Raw genomic sequence first — 16739 nt, 5'->3', positions numbered from 1 at the left:
CATGGACGATCATGACTCGGGCACATCGTGCCGCGGGAACGACGAGTTGCATCCAGCCCTGTCAGCGCGCGCATTCGGAGGTTCCGTAATTCTACGGGCGGAACAATTAACGCGGCTGAAGCAGCCGATCAGGCATGGCAAGGGATCACAAGGAAGGTTCTGCGCCCACATGAATTGGCCTGGGGACTCCTCGATCGCGAAGCGTACCGTGGGCGGCAGTCTGCTGGGCGCCTTCTTCCTTTGGATCAGCGGTTTCAACGCCATCGAAGGCCTCGACGACGAAGCGCTGACCGAGCGCGATCGCCGGCGTATCCGGGCACGGCAGGTCGATGCCGTCGCGCGCCTTGTCCCCGTGACCATCGGCATCAATTTCGCGAACGCGGCCATCATTCTCGGCGTGTTCTGGAACACGGTCTCCAATCTCTTCCTGATCGCGTGGGGCACTGCGATCGGCGTGGCCGGCGGCATGGCGCTGCGCGGCTGGTGGCGCGCGCGCAAGTCGCGGCCGCAGGAGGCGTCCGAACGCGCCACCTCCCGGATGACGCTGCAGGCGTTTTTCTTGGCGACCATCTGGGGATCGCTGCCGCTGATCGTGATGCCGCAGGTCGATCCGCATCTGCAGATCATCGTGGGCTCGCTGATGACCGGGATGATCTCCGGTGGCGCGTTCGCGATGTCGAGCGTGCCGCGGGCTGGTCTCGCCTACACCTGGACCCTGATGCTCGCCTCGGTCGGCTCGCTTTTTCTTTGCGGCGGCGCGACCTATCTCGTGCTCGTCGTGTTCCTGCTGCTCTATACCTCGTTCATGGTGCGGCACCTGGTGTCGCACGGCAACGTGTTCCTGGAAAACCTGAAGGCGCAGATCCGGCACGAGCGCCAGAACGAGACGATCTCGCTGCTTCTGAAGGAATTCCAGGAGAACGCCGCGAGCTGGCTGTGGCAGACCGATGCCGAGGGCCGTCTGATCGACGCGCCGCAGCGCTTCGCCGACGTGGCCCAGCTTCCGCTCGATCAGCTCAAGGGCGAGCGGCTGATCGATACGCTGAAATATCTCTGCCCGACGGATACGGCGACGCTCAAGACGTTCGCCGATCGGATGGCGCAGCGGCTGTCGATCCCGGAGATCCTGATCCACGTCGTGGTCGCCGGCGGCGAGCGCCGCCGTTGGGCGCTGACGGCGCGGCCGGCGCGGGATCACGAGGGCAAGTTCGCAGGCTATCGCGGCTTCGGCCGCGACGTCACCGAGCGCTGGCGCGCCGAGCAGGCGGAAGCTGAAAGCCGCGCCAAGTCCGACTTCCTGGCGATGATGAGCCACGAGATCCGCACGCCGATGAACGGCGTGCTCGGGCTCGCTTCGACCTTGCTGGAGACCAAGCTCGACGACGAGCAGCGTCATGCGGTCATGACGATCCGCGAGTCCGGCGACAACCTGCAGCGCATCCTCAACGACATCCTCGATCTGTCCAAGCTCAACGCCGGCAAGCTCGAATTCGAGACGGTGGAGTTTTCGCCGGCGGCGCTGGTCGAGGCGGTTACTGCCATCATGGGCGTCAACGCGAAATCGAAGAGCCTGCTGGTCAACGCGGATATCGATCCGAAGCTGCCGCCGGCGCTCAAGGGCGACGTGGCGCGCATTCGTCAGGTGCTGATCAATCTCGCCTCCAATGCGGTGAAGTTTACCGAGCAGGGAGGCATCACCATCGCCGTGGCCTGCCGCAAGCGCGACGACCACAAGGCGACCATCGAGTGGCGCGTCTCCGACACCGGCATCGGCATTCCCGCCGACCGGGTCGGCAAGCTGTTCACCGATTTCGCCCAGGCCGATGCCTCGATCAACCGCCGCTTCGGCGGCACCGGGCTCGGGCTTGCGATCTCCCGGCGGATCATCGAGCAGATGGGCGGGGTCATCGCGGTGTCGTCGGTGCAGGGCGAAGGCTCGACCTTCCGCTTCAGCCTGACCTTGCCGTGGAGTGACAAGCAGGTGTCCGATCAGCGCGCCGACCGGGTCGGTGCCGGCGACCTCAAGGCGCGGATCGAGGCGCTCGGCCGTCCCTTGCGCGTGCTGATCGCCGAGGACGACGCCACCAACCGCATGGTGGTGTCGAAGATGCTGCAGGAGTTCCCGGTCGACAAATGCATCGTTCCGGATGGCTTGCAGGCGGTGAAGGCGGCCGACGAACAGGCGTTCGACCTGGTGCTGATGGACGTTCGCATGCCGGAGATGGACGGCATCACCGCGACCCGGGCCATTCGGGCCAAGGGTGGACGGCTGGCCGGGCTGCCGATCATCGCGCTGACCGCGAATGCCTTCCCCGACGATATCAAGCAGTGCCGCGAGGCCGGCATGACCGACTTTCTGGCCAAGCCGTTGCGCAAGCCGGCGATGGTGGCGGCGATGCTGAAGGCAATCGGCACGCCCGCGCCCAGCGTCGAGGCGCCGGCACTGGCGCCGTCTGATGTCCCGGCTGCGACGGCGGAGGCCTGAGCCGATAACGAGGGGAGCTAGACCGAGAAGCTGGTGCCGCAGCCGCAGGAGGCGGTGGCGTTGGGATTATTGACCCGGAACGAGGCGCCCATCAGGTCGTCGACGAAATCGACCTCCGAGCCGGCGAGAAACGGCACCGAGGCGGGATCGACCAGCACCACGGCGCGATCGCGCTCGATGACGAGGTCGTCGTCGGCCTTGGCACGGTCGATGTCGAACTTGTACTGGAAGCCGGAGCAGCCGCCGCCTTCGACCGAGATGCGCAGCATCGCGCCGGCGCTCTCCTTGCCGAGGATCTCTCCGATGCGGCGGGCGGCGCGTTCGCTGATGGTGACGGGGCCGGTCGAGGCATCGGTCATGGCAGGAGGTCTCCGAGAGCAGTGCGTCATGCCCTATTCATTTGGTCCCGGGCACTCCCCATAGTTATGTGGGCTCCGCCGAGGAATCAAATCGCAAAAGGAACAATTGCCCGTGTCGGTCGGAATGGCTGCCCCCCGCGCTCCCTATTCCTGCGATCCCGATCGCAGCCGGGGCCGCCTGTTCGCCGAGCCGCCGTCCCGAACCCGCAGCCCGTTCCGCAGGGATTGCGACCGGGTGATCCATTCGACCGCCTTCCGAAGGCTCAAGCACAAGACCCAGGTGTTCGTCTTCCACGAAGGCGACCATTACCGCACCCGTCTGACCCATTCTTTGGAAGTCGCCCAGATCGCCCGCGCCCTGGCCCGCCAGTTCGGCCTCGACGAGGACCTGACGGAGACGCTGGCCTTGGCGCATGATCTGGGACATCCGCCGTTCGGCCACGCCGGCGAGCGCGCGCTGAACCGCTGCATGGCGGAGCATGGTGGCTTCGACCACAATGCCCAGACATTGCGCATCGTCACCTCGTTCGAGCAGCGCTACCCCGATTTCGATGGCCTCAACCTGACCTGGGAATCGCTCGAAGGCATCGTCAAGCACAACGGGCCGTTGCAGGCGCCGATCCCGCCGGGAATCGCCGAGTTCAATGCCCGGTTTGACCTGGAGCTGTGGAGCTACGCCTCGCTCGAGGCCCAGGTCGCCGCGCTCGCGGACGACATCGCCTATGACGCCCACGACATCGACGACGGGCTGCGGGCCGGCCTGTTCACGGTCGATGACCTCCAGGAGATTCCGCTGCTCGCGGCGATGATCGCCGAGATCGACCGGCAATATCCGGCGCTCGATCCGATCCGGCGCGGCGCCGAGCTGGTGCGCGAGCTGATCTCCTACCTGATCGCAGCTGTAGCGGCCGAAGCCGAGCGCCGGATCACGCGGGCGCAGCCGATGTCGCCGCACGACATCAGGCGGCACAGCGGGCCGCTGGTGGCATTTCCGGCCGATGTCGCTGAGCACGAGGCGACGATCAAGGGGTTTCTCTGGCAGCGGATGTACCGCCATGAGCGGGTGATGCGGGTGATGCGCGACGCCGAGCGCATCGTCGCCGACCTGTATGGCCGCTACCATGAGGACGGTTCGACGCTGCCCGCAGGCTGGCTGGACGGTTGCGACGGCGAGGGCGATCGGGCTCGCCGCATCGGCCATTTTATCGCCGGAATGACGGACCGTTTCGCCTTAACCGAGCACCACCGGCTTTTTGACTCGACTCCGGATTTGCGTTAGGCGGCGGCATGGTCGAACAAGCTTCCACCCCTTACCTTTTTGCCGACATGCTCGCGCGTGTCCACACCATCTGCGCCATCATCGCCAAGCAGGGCGGCTGGCCCGAGGGCATCGATTTCTCGCGCGTGGTGGTCGAGCCGCCGCGCGATCCGAGCCATGGCGACATGGCCACCAATGCCGCGATGGTGCTCGCCAAGGAGGCGAAGGCCAAGCCGCGCGAGCTCGCCGAACAGATTGCCGAGCGCCTGCGCGCCGACGAGCTGGTCGCCAAGGTCGACGTCGCCGGACCGGGCTTCATCAACCTGACCCTGCAGCCGACCGTCTGGGCGCAAGCGCTCGGCACGATCCTGCGCGAAGGCGCTGCCTACGGCCGCGTCGCGCCGGTGCCGGGCGCGCCGAAAGTCAACGTCGAGTACGTCTCGGCCAATCCGACCGGGCCGATGCATGTCGGGCACTGCCGCGGCGCCGTGTTCGGCGATGCGCTATGCAGCCTGCTGCAGTTCGCCGGGCGCGACGTCACGCGCGAGTACTACATCAACGACGCCGGCGCCCAGGTCGACGTACTCGCGCGCTCCGCCTTCCTCCGCTATCGCGAGGCGCTCGGCGAGGATATCGGCGCGATTCCGGATGGGCTCTATCCGGGCGACTACCTCAAGCCGGTCGGGCAGGCGCTCGCGACCGAGCACGGCGACAAGCTCAAGTCGCTCGCTGAAACCGAATGGCTGCCGATCGTACGCGACAAGGCGATCACGATGATGATGGCCGAGATCAAGGACGATCTCGCCGCGCTCAACATCCGTCATGACGTGTTCTTCTCGGAGCGCTCGCTGATCGCAGGTAGCACCAACAAGGTTGCCGACACGATCGAGTTCCTGCGCGAGCGGGGCGACGTGTATGAAGGCCGTCTGCCGCCGCCGAAGGGCGCGCCGCCCGAGGACTGGGAGGATCGCGAGCAGCTGCTGTTCCGCGCTACCGCCTATGGCGATGACGTCGATCGTCCCCTGATCAAGTCGGACGGCAGCTACACCTATTTCGCCTCCGACATTGCCAATCACCGGCACAAGTTCGAGCGCGGCTTCGCCGACCTGATCGACGTGTTCGGCGCCGATCACGGCGGCTACATCAAGCGCATGCAGGCCGCGGTGAAAGCGGTGACCGCCGGACAGGCGGTGCTCGACGTCAAGGTCGTGCAGCTCGTCAAGCTGTTGCGCAATGGCGAGCCGGTGAAGATGTCGAAGCGCTCCGGCGACTTCGTCACCTTGCGGGAAGTTGTTGATGAAGTGGGGCGCGATGCGGTCCGTTTCATGATGCTCTATCGCAAGAACGACGCCGTGCTCGATTTCGACCTGGCCAAGGTGATCGAGCAGTCGCGCGACAATCCGGTGTTCTACGTCCAGTACGGTCACGCGCGGGGGCATTCGATCTTCCGCAATGCGCGGGAGAGCGTGCCCGAGCTGCCGGAGGAGGAGGGGGCACGGCTGGCGTTCCTCCGCGAGGCCAACCTCGAAAAACTCTCCGACTCGGCCGAACACGACCTCTTGAAACGCCTGGCACTGTACCCACGTACGGTGGAGAGCGCGGCTCTGGCGCATGAGCCGCACCGGATCGCCTTCTACCTGTATGAACTTGCAAGCGAATTTCACGCCCTCTGGACGCGGGGGCGGGATTTGCCCTATTTACGCTTCATTATCGATGATGATGCAGAATTGACCAAGGCACGTTTGGCCATGGTTCAGGGCGTCGTCTCGGTTCTGGCGTCGGGACTTGCGATCTTGGGCGTTAATGCTCCTGATGCAATGCGCTGATTGGGGGAAACACACGACTTCAGTTGGGGGCCTCAATCTGGCAGGGTCCGCCTTAGGACGCATATGCGGCTCACCCGCAGGGACGCTTCATCACGATGGCTGATCGTTACCAGGACAGACCCTTTCCCGCTGATGGTTTTGGCCGTGGTGGAAACCAGCAGGCCGATGCCGATCCGCTCGCCGAACTCGCTCGCCTGATCGGGCAGAACGATCCTTTTGCCGCCTCGGGCCGGGCCACCCCGCAGTCTCAGCCGCGGCCGATGGCGCGCCCCGCGGCGCCCGCGCCAGAACAGCCGGTCCCCGGCCTGCCTTCGGCCGGTGCCCCGGCCTGGATGCAGCGAGCTCAGCCTGCCGCCGCCAACCCCTTCGCCGACATGGGCCGCGAGCCGCCGCAGCCGGCGCCCGCACCGCCGGCCTTTCCGGCGGGCTATCAGGATCCGCGCGGCCAGCCAGGCTTCCCTGATCAGGATTTCGCGCCCGCGCCCGCTCCCCGGCAGCAGCAGGGTTATCCGAACGCGGAGTTTGCCGATCAGTTGTCCAAGCTCGACTACAGCGTCGGCGAGTCGCGCCACGGGTTCGCCGAGAATGATCGCGACTACAACCGCGACAATGGCTTCGATGACAACGAGCCGGACTCCTCGCGCTATGACGATGCGCTGTTCGGGCAGATGGGCTCGGGACAGCAGGGGTTTCAGGGCGACAACGATTTCCAGGACAGCCAATACGGCTATCAGGACGGTTACGACGAAGGCGAGGAAGAGGAGCGGCCGCGGCGGCGCAGCGGCATGAGCACCGTGCTCGCGGTGCTGACCCTTGCGGTGGTCGGCACCGGCGGCGCCTACGGCTACAAGACCTACATCTCGTCCGGCCGGACCGGCGAGCCGCCGATCATCCGCGCTGACAACAGTCCGACCAAGATCATGGCCCAGCAGGATCCGACGCCGAAGGTGCCGGATCGGCTGCTCGGCAATGACGGCGGCGAGAAGCTGGTGTCCCGCGAGGAGACGCCGATGGATCTGAACACCCGCGGCGGCAATCCGCGCGTGGTGTTCCCGCAGATGAACCAGAATGCGGCGCCGCCGCCGGTCAGCGCCGGGGCGGCCCCGATGTCGCAGATGGCCAATGCCAATGGCATTTTGCCCAACAGTGATCCGCGTCCGATCAAGACGCTGTCCGTGACGGGAGGCAATCAGGCCGCCGCGGTCGATCCGCCGATGCCTGCGACGCCTGCAACCAAACCGGCGGCGACGCCGAAGGGCCGTAAATCGCCGGCCAACGCCAACGCGTCGGCCGCCAACGACAGCCCGATGCCGCTGACACCGCAGCCGGCCGCGCCGGCGAGCGCGCCGGCCCGGATCGCCGCCGCCGTGCCGGTCACCGAGCAGACCCAGAACGATCGGACCGGCGGTTATCTGGTCTCGATCTCGTCGCAGGCCAGCGAGGCCGAGGCGATGACATCGTACAAGGCGGTGCAGGACAAGTACGGCGCCGTGCTGGGCAAATACGAGCCGATCATCAAGCGGATGGATCTGGGTGAGAAGGGTGGCGTCAGGTACCGCGCGGCCGTTGGGCCCTTCGCGACGAAGGAAGAGGCCAACAAGATGTGCGGATCGTTGAAAACTGCCGGCGGACAGTGTTTCCCGTTTAGCAACAATTAAGGCTCGCTTGACCGCCTCCGAGGCGGGGTCTATGCGGCCCGCATGACCATGCGGGCTTTCATTACCGGCATCTCCGGACCTGATCTCAGCGACGCCGAGCGCGCGTTCATCCGCGAGTTCAGGCCCTGGGGCTTCATCCTGTTCAAGCGCAACGTCCAGTCACCCGCCCAAGTGACTGAACTGGTTGAGGAATTAAGGGCCTGCGTCGGCCGCGCCGACGCTCCCGTTCTGATCGACCAAGAGGGTGGCCGGGTGCAGCGCCTGGGGCCGCCGCATTGGCCGGCCTATCCCGCCGGCGTGGTGTTCGACCGTCTCTACGACCTTGATTCGGCCGCAGGCCTCCGTGCCGCCTGGCTCAGCGCCCGCCTGATCGCCGATGACCTGATCGCGCTCGGCATCACCGTGGATTGCCTGCCGCTCGCCGACGTCCCCGTCGCTGGCGCCGATGCCGTGATCGGGGATCGGGCCTATGGCACGACGCCGGAAAAGGTGGCGGCGATCGCCCGGGCGGTGACGGAGGGGCTGGAGCGGGGCGGCGTGCTGCCGGTGCTCAAGCACATTCCGGGACATGGCCGGGCCACCGCCGACACCCATTTCCGGCTGCCGACCGTGGACGCGCCGGAAGCGGAACTCGATGCAACCGATTTCGCCGCCTTCCGGCCGCTGGCCGACCTCCCGATGGCGATGACTGCACATGTTGTGTTTAGCGCGATCGACGCCGCCCATCCGGCCACGACTTCTGCGACAATGATCGAACGGGTGATTCGCAAACGGATCGGGTTCCAGGGTTTGTTGATGAGTGATGACGTTTCCATGAACGCATTGGCCGGATCGATCGCCGAGCGCACGCGTGCGATCGTGGCGGCCGGCTGCGACATGGTTCTGCATTGCAACGGCAAGCTCGACGAGATGCAGGCCGTGGCCGCCGAGACGCCGGAGCTGGCCGGCCAAGCCCTGATCCGCGCCGATCGTGCACTTGCGGCGCGCAAGGCGCCCACGGGCTTCGATCGTGACGCCGCGCGCGGCGAGCTCGACGCCCTGATCAACCGGCTGGGACCCGCGAGCGCATGACCGCTGAAATTCTGTCGTTTGAAACCGGCCGTCCCACGACGGAGCTGGCCGAGGCCGAGCCGGCGTTGGTCGTCGACGTCGAGGGCTACGAGGGCCCGCTCGATCTGCTGCTCGCGCTGGCGCGGCAGCAGAAGGTCGACCTCGCCAAGATCTCGATCCTGGCGCTCGCCGACCAATATCTTCAGTTCATCGAGGCCGCCCGCAAGATCCGGCTGGAGCTCGCCGCCGACTATCTCGTGATGGCGGCCTGGCTCGCCTTTCTGAAGTCGCGCCTGCTGCTGCCCGAGCCGCCGGCGCAGGAAGGTCCGAGCGCCGAGGAGATGGCCACAGCACTTGCCAACCGGCTGCGCCGGCTGGAGGCGATCCGCGAGGCCGCCAATCGCCTGATGAACCGGCCGCAGTTCCAGCGTGACGTGTTCCCGCGCGGCAACCCGGAGGCCATCGCGGAGGTCCGTCGTCCCAAATTCACCGCGACCCTGTTCGACCTGCTGTCGGCCTATGCCATCCAGCGGCAGTCGCGCGTCGTCACGTCCGTTCATATGGCCAAGCGCACCGTCTGGTCGCTCGCCGAGGCGCGCGCGTCGCTCGAACGGCTCGTCGGCATGACGGAGGTGTCGGACGACTGGGGATGTCTCGACGACTACCTGCTGGACTACGTCGTCGAGCCTGCACAGAAGGCCACCGTCTTCGCATCGAGCTTTGCGGCCGTCCTCGAACTGGTCCGCGAAGGCAAGCTCGAGCTGAACCAGAAGCAGGCGTTCGCGCCGCTGTATTTTCGTAAGCGTCCACCGATCCAGCCCGGCGCCATGGCTGCGCCGGACTTGACGGTTGAGTAACGAACAAGGAGACCCTGCCATGGCAAGCTTGGCGGAACTGCGCATGGAAGAGCCCGACGAGATCGCGATCGAGCCCGCGGCGCGCCCCGAAGAGTTGCGCATCCTCGAGGCTCTCCTGTTTGCCTCGGCCGAGCCGCTCGAGCAGGCCGCGCTCGCCAAGCGTATGCCTGAAGGTGTCGACATCAAGGCCGCACTGGCGCAGCTGCAGGCGGAGTACGCCAATCGCGGCGTCAATCTCGTGCGCGTTGCCAACAAATGGACCTTCCGCACCGCCGGCGATCTCGCCTGGCTGATGACGCGCGAGAGCACCGAGACGCGCAAGCTGTCGCGTGCGGCGATCGAGGTGCTGGCCATTGTCGCCTATCATCAACCGGTGACGCGCGCCGAGATCGAAGAGATCCGCGGCGTCGTCACCTCCAAGGGAACGCTGGACGTTCTGCTGGAGACCGGCTGGATCAAGCCGCGCGGGCGCCGCAAGACCCCAGGCCGTCCGCTGACCTTCGGCACCACCGATGCGTTCCTGGCCCAGTTCAGCCTGGAGACCCTGGGCGATCTGCCAGGCCTGGAAGAGCTGAAGGGCACGGGCCTGCTGGATTCCCGTCTGCCGACCGGCTTCACCGTCCCGACGCCATCGGACGATCCGACGCTCCGGGAGGACGAGGAGCCGCTGGATCCGGGCGATCTCGATCTGGCGCTTGCGCCGGCGGTCGAGGCCGAACCTGGCGACGCTGAGGCGGCAGAGGCCGAAACGGCGGAGATGGAAACAGTCGCAGCCGAGACGGCGGCGGCCGAGGCTGCCGAGGGCGAGATGGGAACCGCCGAGACCGCGGTTCAGGACGACGCCTCGTCGCAGGTCGCCGTTGGCGATCTGGAACTGCCCGGCACCGATGCGGAAACCGACACGACGGAGGTGGACTTCGCCGTCGAGGAGACCGAGCTCGAGCAGGAGGACGAGGCCGTGACCGAGCTCGTCGAAACTTCTGCCGAGGCTCAGGCTCAGGTGGAGGACGAGGCAGAAGCAGAGGCCGAGATCGACGCGGCAGACCATGAGATCGACGCAGCCGATGGCGAGCACGACCGCGATACCGACGAGGACGGCTCGCCGCACCAAAACTAGTGGTCGGAGCTGTTAACACTCGCGTTATTACGTAGGTCCCGCCGCGAATTGTCGGACCTTAAGTGCTTGTTTTTGGAGGCGTTGGCGCCTACCTTCCGCCCAGATCGGGCTGTCCGCGCGCTATTTTCGGCCGGTGCTAGGCCGCGTTCGTGTTGCTGTTTCGCAATCGAATGCTAGAAGCGAAGTGTCGCGGTCAAGTCCATGGATATGACGCGGTTTCGGCGGTAGCGTCGACGGGCAGTCGGGTGAAGGCTGCGCCGGTGTTTGGAGGGTTGCAGGATGGGTTCGCTTAGCATTTGGCACTGGATCGTCGTGATCGCGGTCGTCCTGCTGTTGTTCGGGCGCGGCAAGATTTCCGATCTGATGGGCGACGTCGCGCAGGGCATCAAGGCGTTCAAGAAGGGCATGCAGGACGACGACAAGGCGCCGGAGAAGACCGAGCCCGTCAAGTCGATCGATCATGGCGCCACGCCTTCGGCCACCCGCACGGATGTCGGCAGCAAAGCCGTTTGATCTGCGCGTGAAAGGCGCGGGCGGCGCGCCCCCGCAGGGACGGCACCGGGACCTGTTCAGGCAGGCCCGGGCAGGCGGGATCAGAGGCGTCGTCGCGTAGGCGGATTGTTTCATGTTCGATATCGGCTGGAGTGAGCTGCTCGTCATTGGGGTCGTCGCGTTGATCGCGATCGGTCCCAAGGAGCTTCCGGGCGTCCTGCGCATGGTCGGGCAATGGATCGGCAAGGCGCGCCGGATGGCCTCGGAGTTCCAGGGCCAGTTCCAGGAGGCGATGCGCGAAGCGGAAATGGCCGACCTCAAGAAGAGTTTCGACGAGGTCCGTGAGGCCGCCAGCGGTTTCACCCCGACCGGCGTGATCTCCTCGTTGCAGCGCGACGTCGACAAGGCTCTCGATATCGAGGGGATCGACAAGCCTACTGAGCCGGCGCCCGCACCGGACGCGGCCGCTGCTTCGTCCGAGCCTCCTTTGATGACCCCGACGACCCCCGAACCGCCACAGGCCGAGACCTTCGTGGAGGCTGAAGCTCATCAACCGGTGGGCGAGCCGCTGGCGATCGTACGTGAAATCAAGCCCGAGCCGCAGCCCGAAATGTCTGCGTCAGCAGAAGCTGAACGCCTGAAGGACGCCAAAGCGTCATGACCGTCGAAGATATCGAGGCCAGCAAGGCCCCGTTGATGGACCACCTGATCGAGCTGCGGTCGCGGCTGATCAAGGCGCTGCTCGGCTTCGGCGTGGCCTTCATCTTCTGCTTCTTCTTCGCCAAGCAGATCTACAACATCCTAGTGCTGCCGTTCGTCTGGGTGGCAGGTGCCGAGAACAGCAAGTTCATCTACACCCAGCTGCTCGAATATTTCATCACGCAGCTCAAGCTGGCGATGTTCGGCGCCGGCTTCATCTCCTTTCCGATCATTGCGACGCAGATCTACAAGTTCGTGGCGCCCGGCCTCTACCGCCACGAGCGCAATGCTTTCCTCCCTTACCTGATAGCGACCCCCGTCTTCTTCGTGCTCGGCGCCATGCTGGTCTATTTTGCGGTGTGGCCGATGATCGTGCGCTTCTCACTCGGCATGCAGCAGCTCGGCGGCCCCGAGACGGCGCAAATCGCGTTGATGCCAAAGGTCGGCGAATATCTGTCGCTGATGATGTCGCTGATCTTCGCCTTCGGCATCGCATTCCAGCTCCCGGTCATCCTGACCCTGCTTGGGAGGATCGGCATCGTCACCTCGCAGATGCTGAAGGAGAAGCGGCGCTATTTCATCGTGATCGCCTTCATCATTGCGGCCGTGCTGACCCCGCCGGATGTGCTCAGCCAAGCCTCGCTGGCATTGCCGCTGCTCGCGCTGTACGAGGGCGCGATCATCGCGGTCGGCATCGTCGAGAAGCAGGCGGCTGCGGCCAAGGCGGGCTCTTCGTCGGGCTCCGGCAACTTGCCGACCACGCCAGCGGAATAGGGCAGGCCCGCAAGCCCGGGCTCCATCCCGGGCGTTGCCTGTTCCCATCCGCCGCCTTTCGCGGTAGTGCAGGCCGGCCCGTGATCCACGGCGACTCGCCGACATCTTTCGTTCCCAGGACCGAACGACCATGCACGACATCAGATCGATCCGTGACAACCCGCAAGGTTTCGATGCGGCGCTGACGCGCCGGGGTCTGTCGCCCCAGTCGTCGCAACTGCTGGGCATCGACGAGCGGCGTCGCGCGGCGATCCTGGCGTCCGAGCAGGCGCAGGCCCGGCGCAACGCCGCTTCCAAGGAAATCGGCGAGGCCAAGAAGGCCAAGGACGAGGCGCGTGCGAGCGCGTTGATGGAGGAGGTCGCGAGGCTCAAGACCACGATGCCGGAGCTCGAGGCCGCAGCGAAGCAGGCCGACCAGGAGCTGGCGCGCGAGCTGTCAGCGATTCCGAATCTGCCGCTCGACGAAGTGCCCGACGGCAAGGACGAGCACGACAATGTCGAGCGCCATGTGTTCGGCGCCAGGCGCAACTACGCGTTCGCGCCCAAGCCGCATGACGACATTGGTTCACCGCTCGGCATGGACTTCGAGGCGGCCGCAAAACTGTCGGGCGCGCGCTTCGTCGTCCTGAAGAAGGGACTGGCGCGGCTGGAGCGCGCGCTCGGGCAATTCATGCTCGACCTGCACACGACCGAGCACGGCTACACCGAGATCAACCCGCCGCTGCTGGTGCGTAACGACGTCATGTTCGGCACGGGACAATTGCCGAAGTTCGAGGACGACCAGTTCTGGGCCGTGAAGGGCGAGCTGACGGTGGGGCCTGACGAAAGTGCGGTTGCGAATGCCGACCGCGACGAGTTGCAGATGGCGCACTTGGGGCACTTCCTTAAATTGAAAAATGAACGGCTGGGTCTGATCCCGACCGCCGAGGTGGCCCTGACCAACCTGGTGCGCGAGTCCATCGTCGACGAGAAGGAGCTGCCGATGCGGCTCACGGCGCTGACGCCGTGCTTCCGCGCCGAGGCAGGCGCGGCCGGCCGCGACACCCGCGGCATGATCCGTCAGCATCAGTTCACCAAGGTCGAGCTGGTCTCGATCACGACGCCGGAAGCCAGCAAGGACGAGCATGAGCGCATGCTGGCCTGCGCCGAGGAGGTGCTGCGCCGGCTCGATCTGCACTATCGCGTCATCACGCTGTGCACCGGCGACATGGGCTTCTCCTCGCAGAAGACCTACGACATCGAGGTCTGGATGCCGGGGCAAGGCGATGGCGGCGCCTTCCGCGAGATCTCCAGCTGTTCGGTGTGCGGCGACTTCCAGGCGCGCCGCATGGATGCACGCTATCGCGGAAGTGACGGCAAGCCGCGCTTCGTGCACACATTGAACGGCTCGGGCACGGCTGTCGGCCGTGCGCTGATCGCGGTCATGGAGACCTATCAGCAGGCCGACGGCTCGATCGCGGTCCCCGACGTGCTGCAGCCCTATATGGGCGGCCTCAAGGTGGTGGCCGCCGAGCCATAGCGCCGCGGCAAATTGCATCCGCCCCGGTCGCCGCCATTGCGTGGCGGCCGGCGGGTCGTATCCTCCGGTTCTGTTCAGCAATTGCTTTTCAGAAACCGGCAACATGGTCCTGCATCGGGATATTTTCTGGATCGGGCGGCAATGGGCCGTCACCGGCTCCGGCATCCAGGCGGTCGATCAGCGCCTGAAGGGAGCGTTCGACGTCGATTGCTCGAGGGTCTGGGACGAGGGTCTGCACGACTCGCTGCGCGATCAGCCCTGGTTCAACTCGGTCGACTTCGAGAAGGCGTTGAGTGTCGCGCGGGCCCGGTTTGCAGCAGTGCCGCCGACCGAGCCTTCAGCAGTGCCGGCGCCTCCTGCTCAGCAGGCAGCCGGCGTATCCGGCACGTCCAGCCTACCGTTGAGGCTGGGCATACGAGGGCAGTTCGCCAGGTTCCTGCCGCAGTGGCGGATCCGGCATTGACCGGGTGATGCCGGCGAGCGCTCGGGTTTGCCTCGCTGCTGCACAGCAGATAAGACACCCCCGAACGATGCTTTCGAAGAGACGGAAGGTTGGCCATGCGGATTCTCTGCACCAATGACGACGGGATCCATGCGCCGGGTCTCAAGGTGATCGAGGAGATCGCACGGGCCCTGTCCGACGACGTCTGGATCGTGGCGCCCGAGCTCGACCAGAGCGGCGTGTCGCATTCGCTCTCGCTCAATGATCCGTTGCGGCTGCGCGAGGTCGGCCCGCGCCACTTTGCCGTGCGCGGCACGCCGACCGACTGCGTCATCATGGGGGCCCGGCATATCCTGGGGGCGAAGCTGCCCGACGTGGTGCTGTCCGGCGTCAACAAGGGCCGCAACGTTGCCGAGGACGTGGTCTATTCGGGCACCATCGCCGGCGCGCTCGAAGGCACCATTCTCGGCTTGCCGTCGTTCGCCCTGTCGCAGGAATTCAGTATCGCCACTCGCGACAAGCCGTCCTGGGACACCGCGCTCAAATTCGGCCCGCAGATCGTGCGCAAGGTGCTCGAAGCCGGCGTGCCGAGGAATACAGTGATCAACGTCAACTTCCCCGCCTGTGCACCGGAAGAGGTCAGGGGCGTCGTGGTCACCCGCCAGGGCAAGCGCAATCTCGGCTTCTTGAAGGTCGATGAGCGGCGCGACGGCCGCGGCAACCCCTATTTCTGGATCGGCTTCGACCGGGCAGCTTCGCTCGATTTGCCCGACGAGGGGACGGACCTCGCAGCTCTCGCGGCGCACTACGTGTCAGTGACTCCGCTTCGCCTGGATCGCACGGACGAGGCGTTCTCCGGCAAGCTCAGCGACATTCTCGGCTGAAGCGCCTTCTACCCCTGCGGCTCAGCGCCACGCAGGGCATGATCGATCGCCTTTCCGAGCGTCTCGAGCTGGAACGGCTTCTGCAGGGCCGGCCGGTCGCGATATTCTTCCGGCAACCCCGACGAGCCGTAGCCGGTTGCGAAGATGAAGGGCCGGTTGCGCGCCTTGATGAGATCGGCCACCGGCGAGATGACCTTGCCGTTGACGTTGACGTCGAGAATGGCAACGTCGAAATAGGTGCTCTCGGCCAGCCGCATCGCTTCGCCGATTTCGCCGGCCTCGGCCGCGACGGTGTAGCCGAGCTCTTCCAGCATGTCGGCCACCATCATTCGGATCATGACTTCGTCTTCAACCAAAAACACAGAGCCGCGCGGCGGCCGCGGTGCAGTCATGATGTCAGTCCTTGCCCATATCCGATTTGACGCTCGCAAATAACGGCTTATGGCGCAACGTCAACAATGTCGTCTTTCATGGCCGTGCGGCGTGGGCACGATCGCCCATAAGGTGAACGAACCGGACCCGACTTGGTTCCTCGTGCGGAACGCGGTCGTCGTCGGGACCATGACGGTGCATCCTGGTTGCGACGGGCGCGCGGAAAATCGGTGCGCAACCCTCGCCCGGCAGGTAAATTGCGCAGGAGCCCACCAACCGACATCCCGATGCCCCCAGCTGCTCCTCCCGAGAAAATGATGTTTCAGCTGACCCTGCGTCGGCGCGGGATCAGCGATCAGGCGGTGTTGCGTGCGATGGAAGAGGTGCCGCGGGAGGAGTTCGTTCTGCCGGCCGACCGCCCGGACGCCTATCGCGACAGCGCGATGGCGATCGCCTGTGGACAGACCATCAGCCAGCCCTTCGTCGTCGCCTACATGACCGAGCAGCTCAAGCTGCAGAAGTCCCATCGTGTCCTCGAAATCGGGACGGGGTCGGGGTACCAGGCCGCGATTCTGTCCAGGCTGGTTACCAACGTCCTGACGGTGGAGCGCTTCCGGACATTGGCCGACAAGGCCAGGGAGCGGTTGGAGAAGCTCGGCTGCTTCAATGTCGAGGTCATGCTCGGCGATGGCTACGCGCTGCCGCCGGGGGGCGGCCAGTTCGACCGCATCATCGTAACGGCGGCGATGGATGAGATTCCCCAGAGCCTGCTCGACCGGCTGGAGCCGGACGGTATCCTGATCGCGCCGGTCGGGCCGCAACACGGGGTGCAGACGCTCGTCAGGATCACGCGGACGGGTGATCGTTTCGACCGAAAAGAGCTCGTCGACGTGCGATTTGTGCCGGCAATTCCGGGAATTGCGCGCGAACTCTAAAGAGACGGATCA

At 65.6% G+C, this 16739-nt stretch carries 16 protein-coding genes; 14 read left to right on the top strand and 2 right to left on the bottom strand.

Annotation, left to right across the window (positions count from 1 at the left end):
- The first annotated feature begins 169 nt into the window (after nt 1–169).
- Nucleotides 170–2485 carry an ATP-binding protein gene (locus ACQR1X_RS10830; RefSeq protein WP_434898782.1) on the top strand — a complete coding sequence of 772 codons (2316 nt, stop codon included), beginning with the start codon at nt 170–172 and terminating at the stop codon, nt 2483–2485.
- Nucleotides 2486–2502: 17 nt separating this feature from the next.
- Here the strand turns inward: ACQR1X_RS10830 and erpA are convergent, their stop codons facing one another.
- Nucleotides 2503–2844, bottom strand: coding sequence for an iron-sulfur cluster insertion protein ErpA (gene erpA, locus ACQR1X_RS10825; protein WP_315711699.1), 342 nt, complete (start codon nt 2842–2844; stop codon nt 2503–2505).
- A gap of 112 nt (nt 2845–2956) precedes the next feature.
- Between erpA and ACQR1X_RS10820 the strand changes: the two genes are divergently transcribed.
- The 12 genes from ACQR1X_RS10820 to surE all read left to right on the top strand — a co-directional run bounded on the left by ACQR1X_RS10820 (nt 2957) and on the right by surE (nt 15420).
- Nucleotides 2957–4123 carry a deoxyguanosinetriphosphate triphosphohydrolase gene (locus ACQR1X_RS10820; protein WP_315799814.1) on the top strand — a complete coding sequence of 389 codons (1167 nt, stop codon included), beginning with the start codon at nt 2957–2959 and terminating at the stop codon, nt 4121–4123.
- An 8-nt stretch (nt 4124–4131) separates the two neighbouring features.
- Nucleotides 4132–5928 (top strand): arginine--tRNA ligase, encoded by a 1797-nt coding sequence (gene argS, locus ACQR1X_RS10815; RefSeq protein ID WP_315799815.1) that lies wholly within the window; start codon nt 4132–4134, stop codon nt 5926–5928.
- Nucleotides 5929–6023: 95 nt separating this feature from the next.
- A complete protein-coding gene (locus ACQR1X_RS10810; protein WP_434898781.1) occupies nt 6024–7586 on the top strand; it encodes an SPOR domain-containing protein in 1563 nt (520 codons plus the stop codon).
- 42 nt (nt 7587–7628) lie between these two features.
- Nucleotides 7629–8657 (top strand): beta-N-acetylhexosaminidase, encoded by a 1029-nt coding sequence (gene nagZ / locus ACQR1X_RS10805; RefSeq protein WP_315799817.1) that lies wholly within the window; start codon nt 7629–7631, stop codon nt 8655–8657.
- Nucleotides 8654–9493 carry a segregation and condensation protein A gene (locus ACQR1X_RS10800; protein WP_315751001.1) on the top strand — a complete coding sequence of 280 codons (840 nt, stop codon included), beginning with the start codon at nt 8654–8656 and terminating at the stop codon, nt 9491–9493. The genes nagZ and ACQR1X_RS10800 overlap by 4 nt, the downstream gene beginning before the upstream one ends.
- Before the next feature lie 19 nt (nt 9494–9512).
- Nucleotides 9513–10610 carry an SMC-Scp complex subunit ScpB gene (gene scpB / locus ACQR1X_RS10795; RefSeq protein ID WP_315799818.1) on the top strand — a complete coding sequence of 366 codons (1098 nt, stop codon included), beginning with the start codon at nt 9513–9515 and terminating at the stop codon, nt 10608–10610.
- Nucleotides 10611–10889: 279 nt separating this feature from the next.
- Complete coding sequence (locus tag ACQR1X_RS10790; protein WP_006614346.1) at nt 10890–11123, top strand: twin-arginine translocase TatA/TatE family subunit; 234 nt, start codon at nt 10890–10892, stop codon at nt 11121–11123.
- A gap of 112 nt (nt 11124–11235) precedes the next feature.
- Nucleotides 11236–11763 carry a Sec-independent protein translocase protein TatB gene (gene tatB / locus ACQR1X_RS10785; protein ID WP_315799819.1) on the top strand — a complete coding sequence of 176 codons (528 nt, stop codon included), beginning with the start codon at nt 11236–11238 and terminating at the stop codon, nt 11761–11763.
- Entirely contained in the window at nt 11760–12575 is an 816-nt protein-coding gene (tatC, locus tag ACQR1X_RS10780) for a twin-arginine translocase subunit TatC (protein WP_316178562.1), read from the top strand. Before tatB ends, tatC begins: the two co-directional genes overlap by 4 nt.
- Nucleotides 12576–12705: 130 nt before the next feature.
- Entirely contained in the window at nt 12706–14094 is a 1389-nt protein-coding gene (gene serS / locus ACQR1X_RS10775) for a serine--tRNA ligase (protein ID WP_434892052.1), read from the top strand.
- Between the two features lie 103 nt (nt 14095–14197).
- Nucleotides 14198–14557 carry a hypothetical protein gene (locus tag ACQR1X_RS10770; protein ID WP_434892053.1) on the top strand — a complete coding sequence of 120 codons (360 nt, stop codon included), beginning with the start codon at nt 14198–14200 and terminating at the stop codon, nt 14555–14557.
- Nucleotides 14558–14652: 95 nt separating this feature from the next.
- Nucleotides 14653–15420, top strand: coding sequence for a 5'/3'-nucleotidase SurE (surE, locus tag ACQR1X_RS10765; RefSeq protein WP_315799823.1), 768 nt, complete (start codon nt 14653–14655; stop codon nt 15418–15420).
- A gap of 8 nt (nt 15421–15428) precedes the next feature.
- On the opposite strand, the gene ACQR1X_RS10760 is transcribed toward surE, so the two are convergent.
- Entirely contained in the window at nt 15429–15812 is a 384-nt protein-coding gene (locus tag ACQR1X_RS10760; RefSeq protein ID WP_315799824.1) for a response regulator, read from the bottom strand.
- Nucleotides 15813–16079: 267 nt separating this feature from the next.
- On the opposite strand from ACQR1X_RS10760, the gene ACQR1X_RS10755 reads away from it, so the two are divergent.
- A complete protein-coding gene (locus ACQR1X_RS10755) occupies nt 16080–16727 on the top strand; it encodes a protein-L-isoaspartate(D-aspartate) O-methyltransferase (RefSeq protein WP_315800417.1) in 648 nt (215 codons plus the stop codon).
- The last annotated feature ends 12 nt before the right edge of the window (nt 16728–16739 follow it).

It is taken from the genome of Bradyrhizobium sp. HKCCYLRH3073, assembly GCF_051167995.1.
GTDB lineage: Bacteria > Pseudomonadota > Alphaproteobacteria > Rhizobiales > Xanthobacteraceae > Bradyrhizobium.
Note: the sequence above shows the minus strand (reverse complement) of the source record. Positions and strands in the feature narration are given on the sequence as shown.

Coding starts and splice junctions, on each gene's coding strand:
- ACQR1X_RS10800 (WP_315751001.1), top strand. CDS start 8,654: ATGACCGCTGAAATTCTGTCGTTTGAAACCGGCCGTCCCACGACGGAG.
- ACQR1X_RS10810 (WP_434898781.1), top strand. CDS start 6,024: ATGGCTGATCGTTACCAGGACAGACCCTTTCCCGCTGATGGTTTTGGC.
- ACQR1X_RS10755 (WP_315800417.1), top strand. CDS start 16,080: ATGCCCCCAGCTGCTCCTCCCGAGAAAATGATGTTTCAGCTGACCCTG.
- tatB (WP_315799819.1), top strand. CDS start 11,236: ATGTTCGATATCGGCTGGAGTGAGCTGCTCGTCATTGGGGTCGTCGCG.
- nagZ (WP_315799817.1), top strand. CDS start 7,629: ATGACCATGCGGGCTTTCATTACCGGCATCTCCGGACCTGATCTCAGC.
- serS (WP_434892052.1), top strand. CDS start 12,706: ATGCACGACATCAGATCGATCCGTGACAACCCGCAAGGTTTCGATGCG.
- ACQR1X_RS10760 (WP_315799824.1), bottom strand. CDS start 15,812: ATGACTGCACCGCGGCCGCCGCGCGGCTCTGTGTTTTTGGTTGAAGAC.
- ACQR1X_RS10790 (WP_006614346.1), top strand. CDS start 10,890: ATGGGTTCGCTTAGCATTTGGCACTGGATCGTCGTGATCGCGGTCGTC.
- scpB (WP_315799818.1), top strand. CDS start 9,513: ATGGCAAGCTTGGCGGAACTGCGCATGGAAGAGCCCGACGAGATCGCG.
- ACQR1X_RS10770 (WP_434892053.1), top strand. CDS start 14,198: ATGGTCCTGCATCGGGATATTTTCTGGATCGGGCGGCAATGGGCCGTC.
- ACQR1X_RS10830 (WP_434898782.1), top strand. CDS start 170: ATGAATTGGCCTGGGGACTCCTCGATCGCGAAGCGTACCGTGGGCGGC.
- erpA (WP_315711699.1), bottom strand. CDS start 2,844: ATGACCGATGCCTCGACCGGCCCCGTCACCATCAGCGAACGCGCCGCC.
- surE (WP_315799823.1), top strand. CDS start 14,653: ATGCGGATTCTCTGCACCAATGACGACGGGATCCATGCGCCGGGTCTC.
- tatC (WP_316178562.1), top strand. CDS start 11,760: ATGACCGTCGAAGATATCGAGGCCAGCAAGGCCCCGTTGATGGACCAC.
- argS (WP_315799815.1), top strand. CDS start 4,132: ATGGTCGAACAAGCTTCCACCCCTTACCTTTTTGCCGACATGCTCGCG.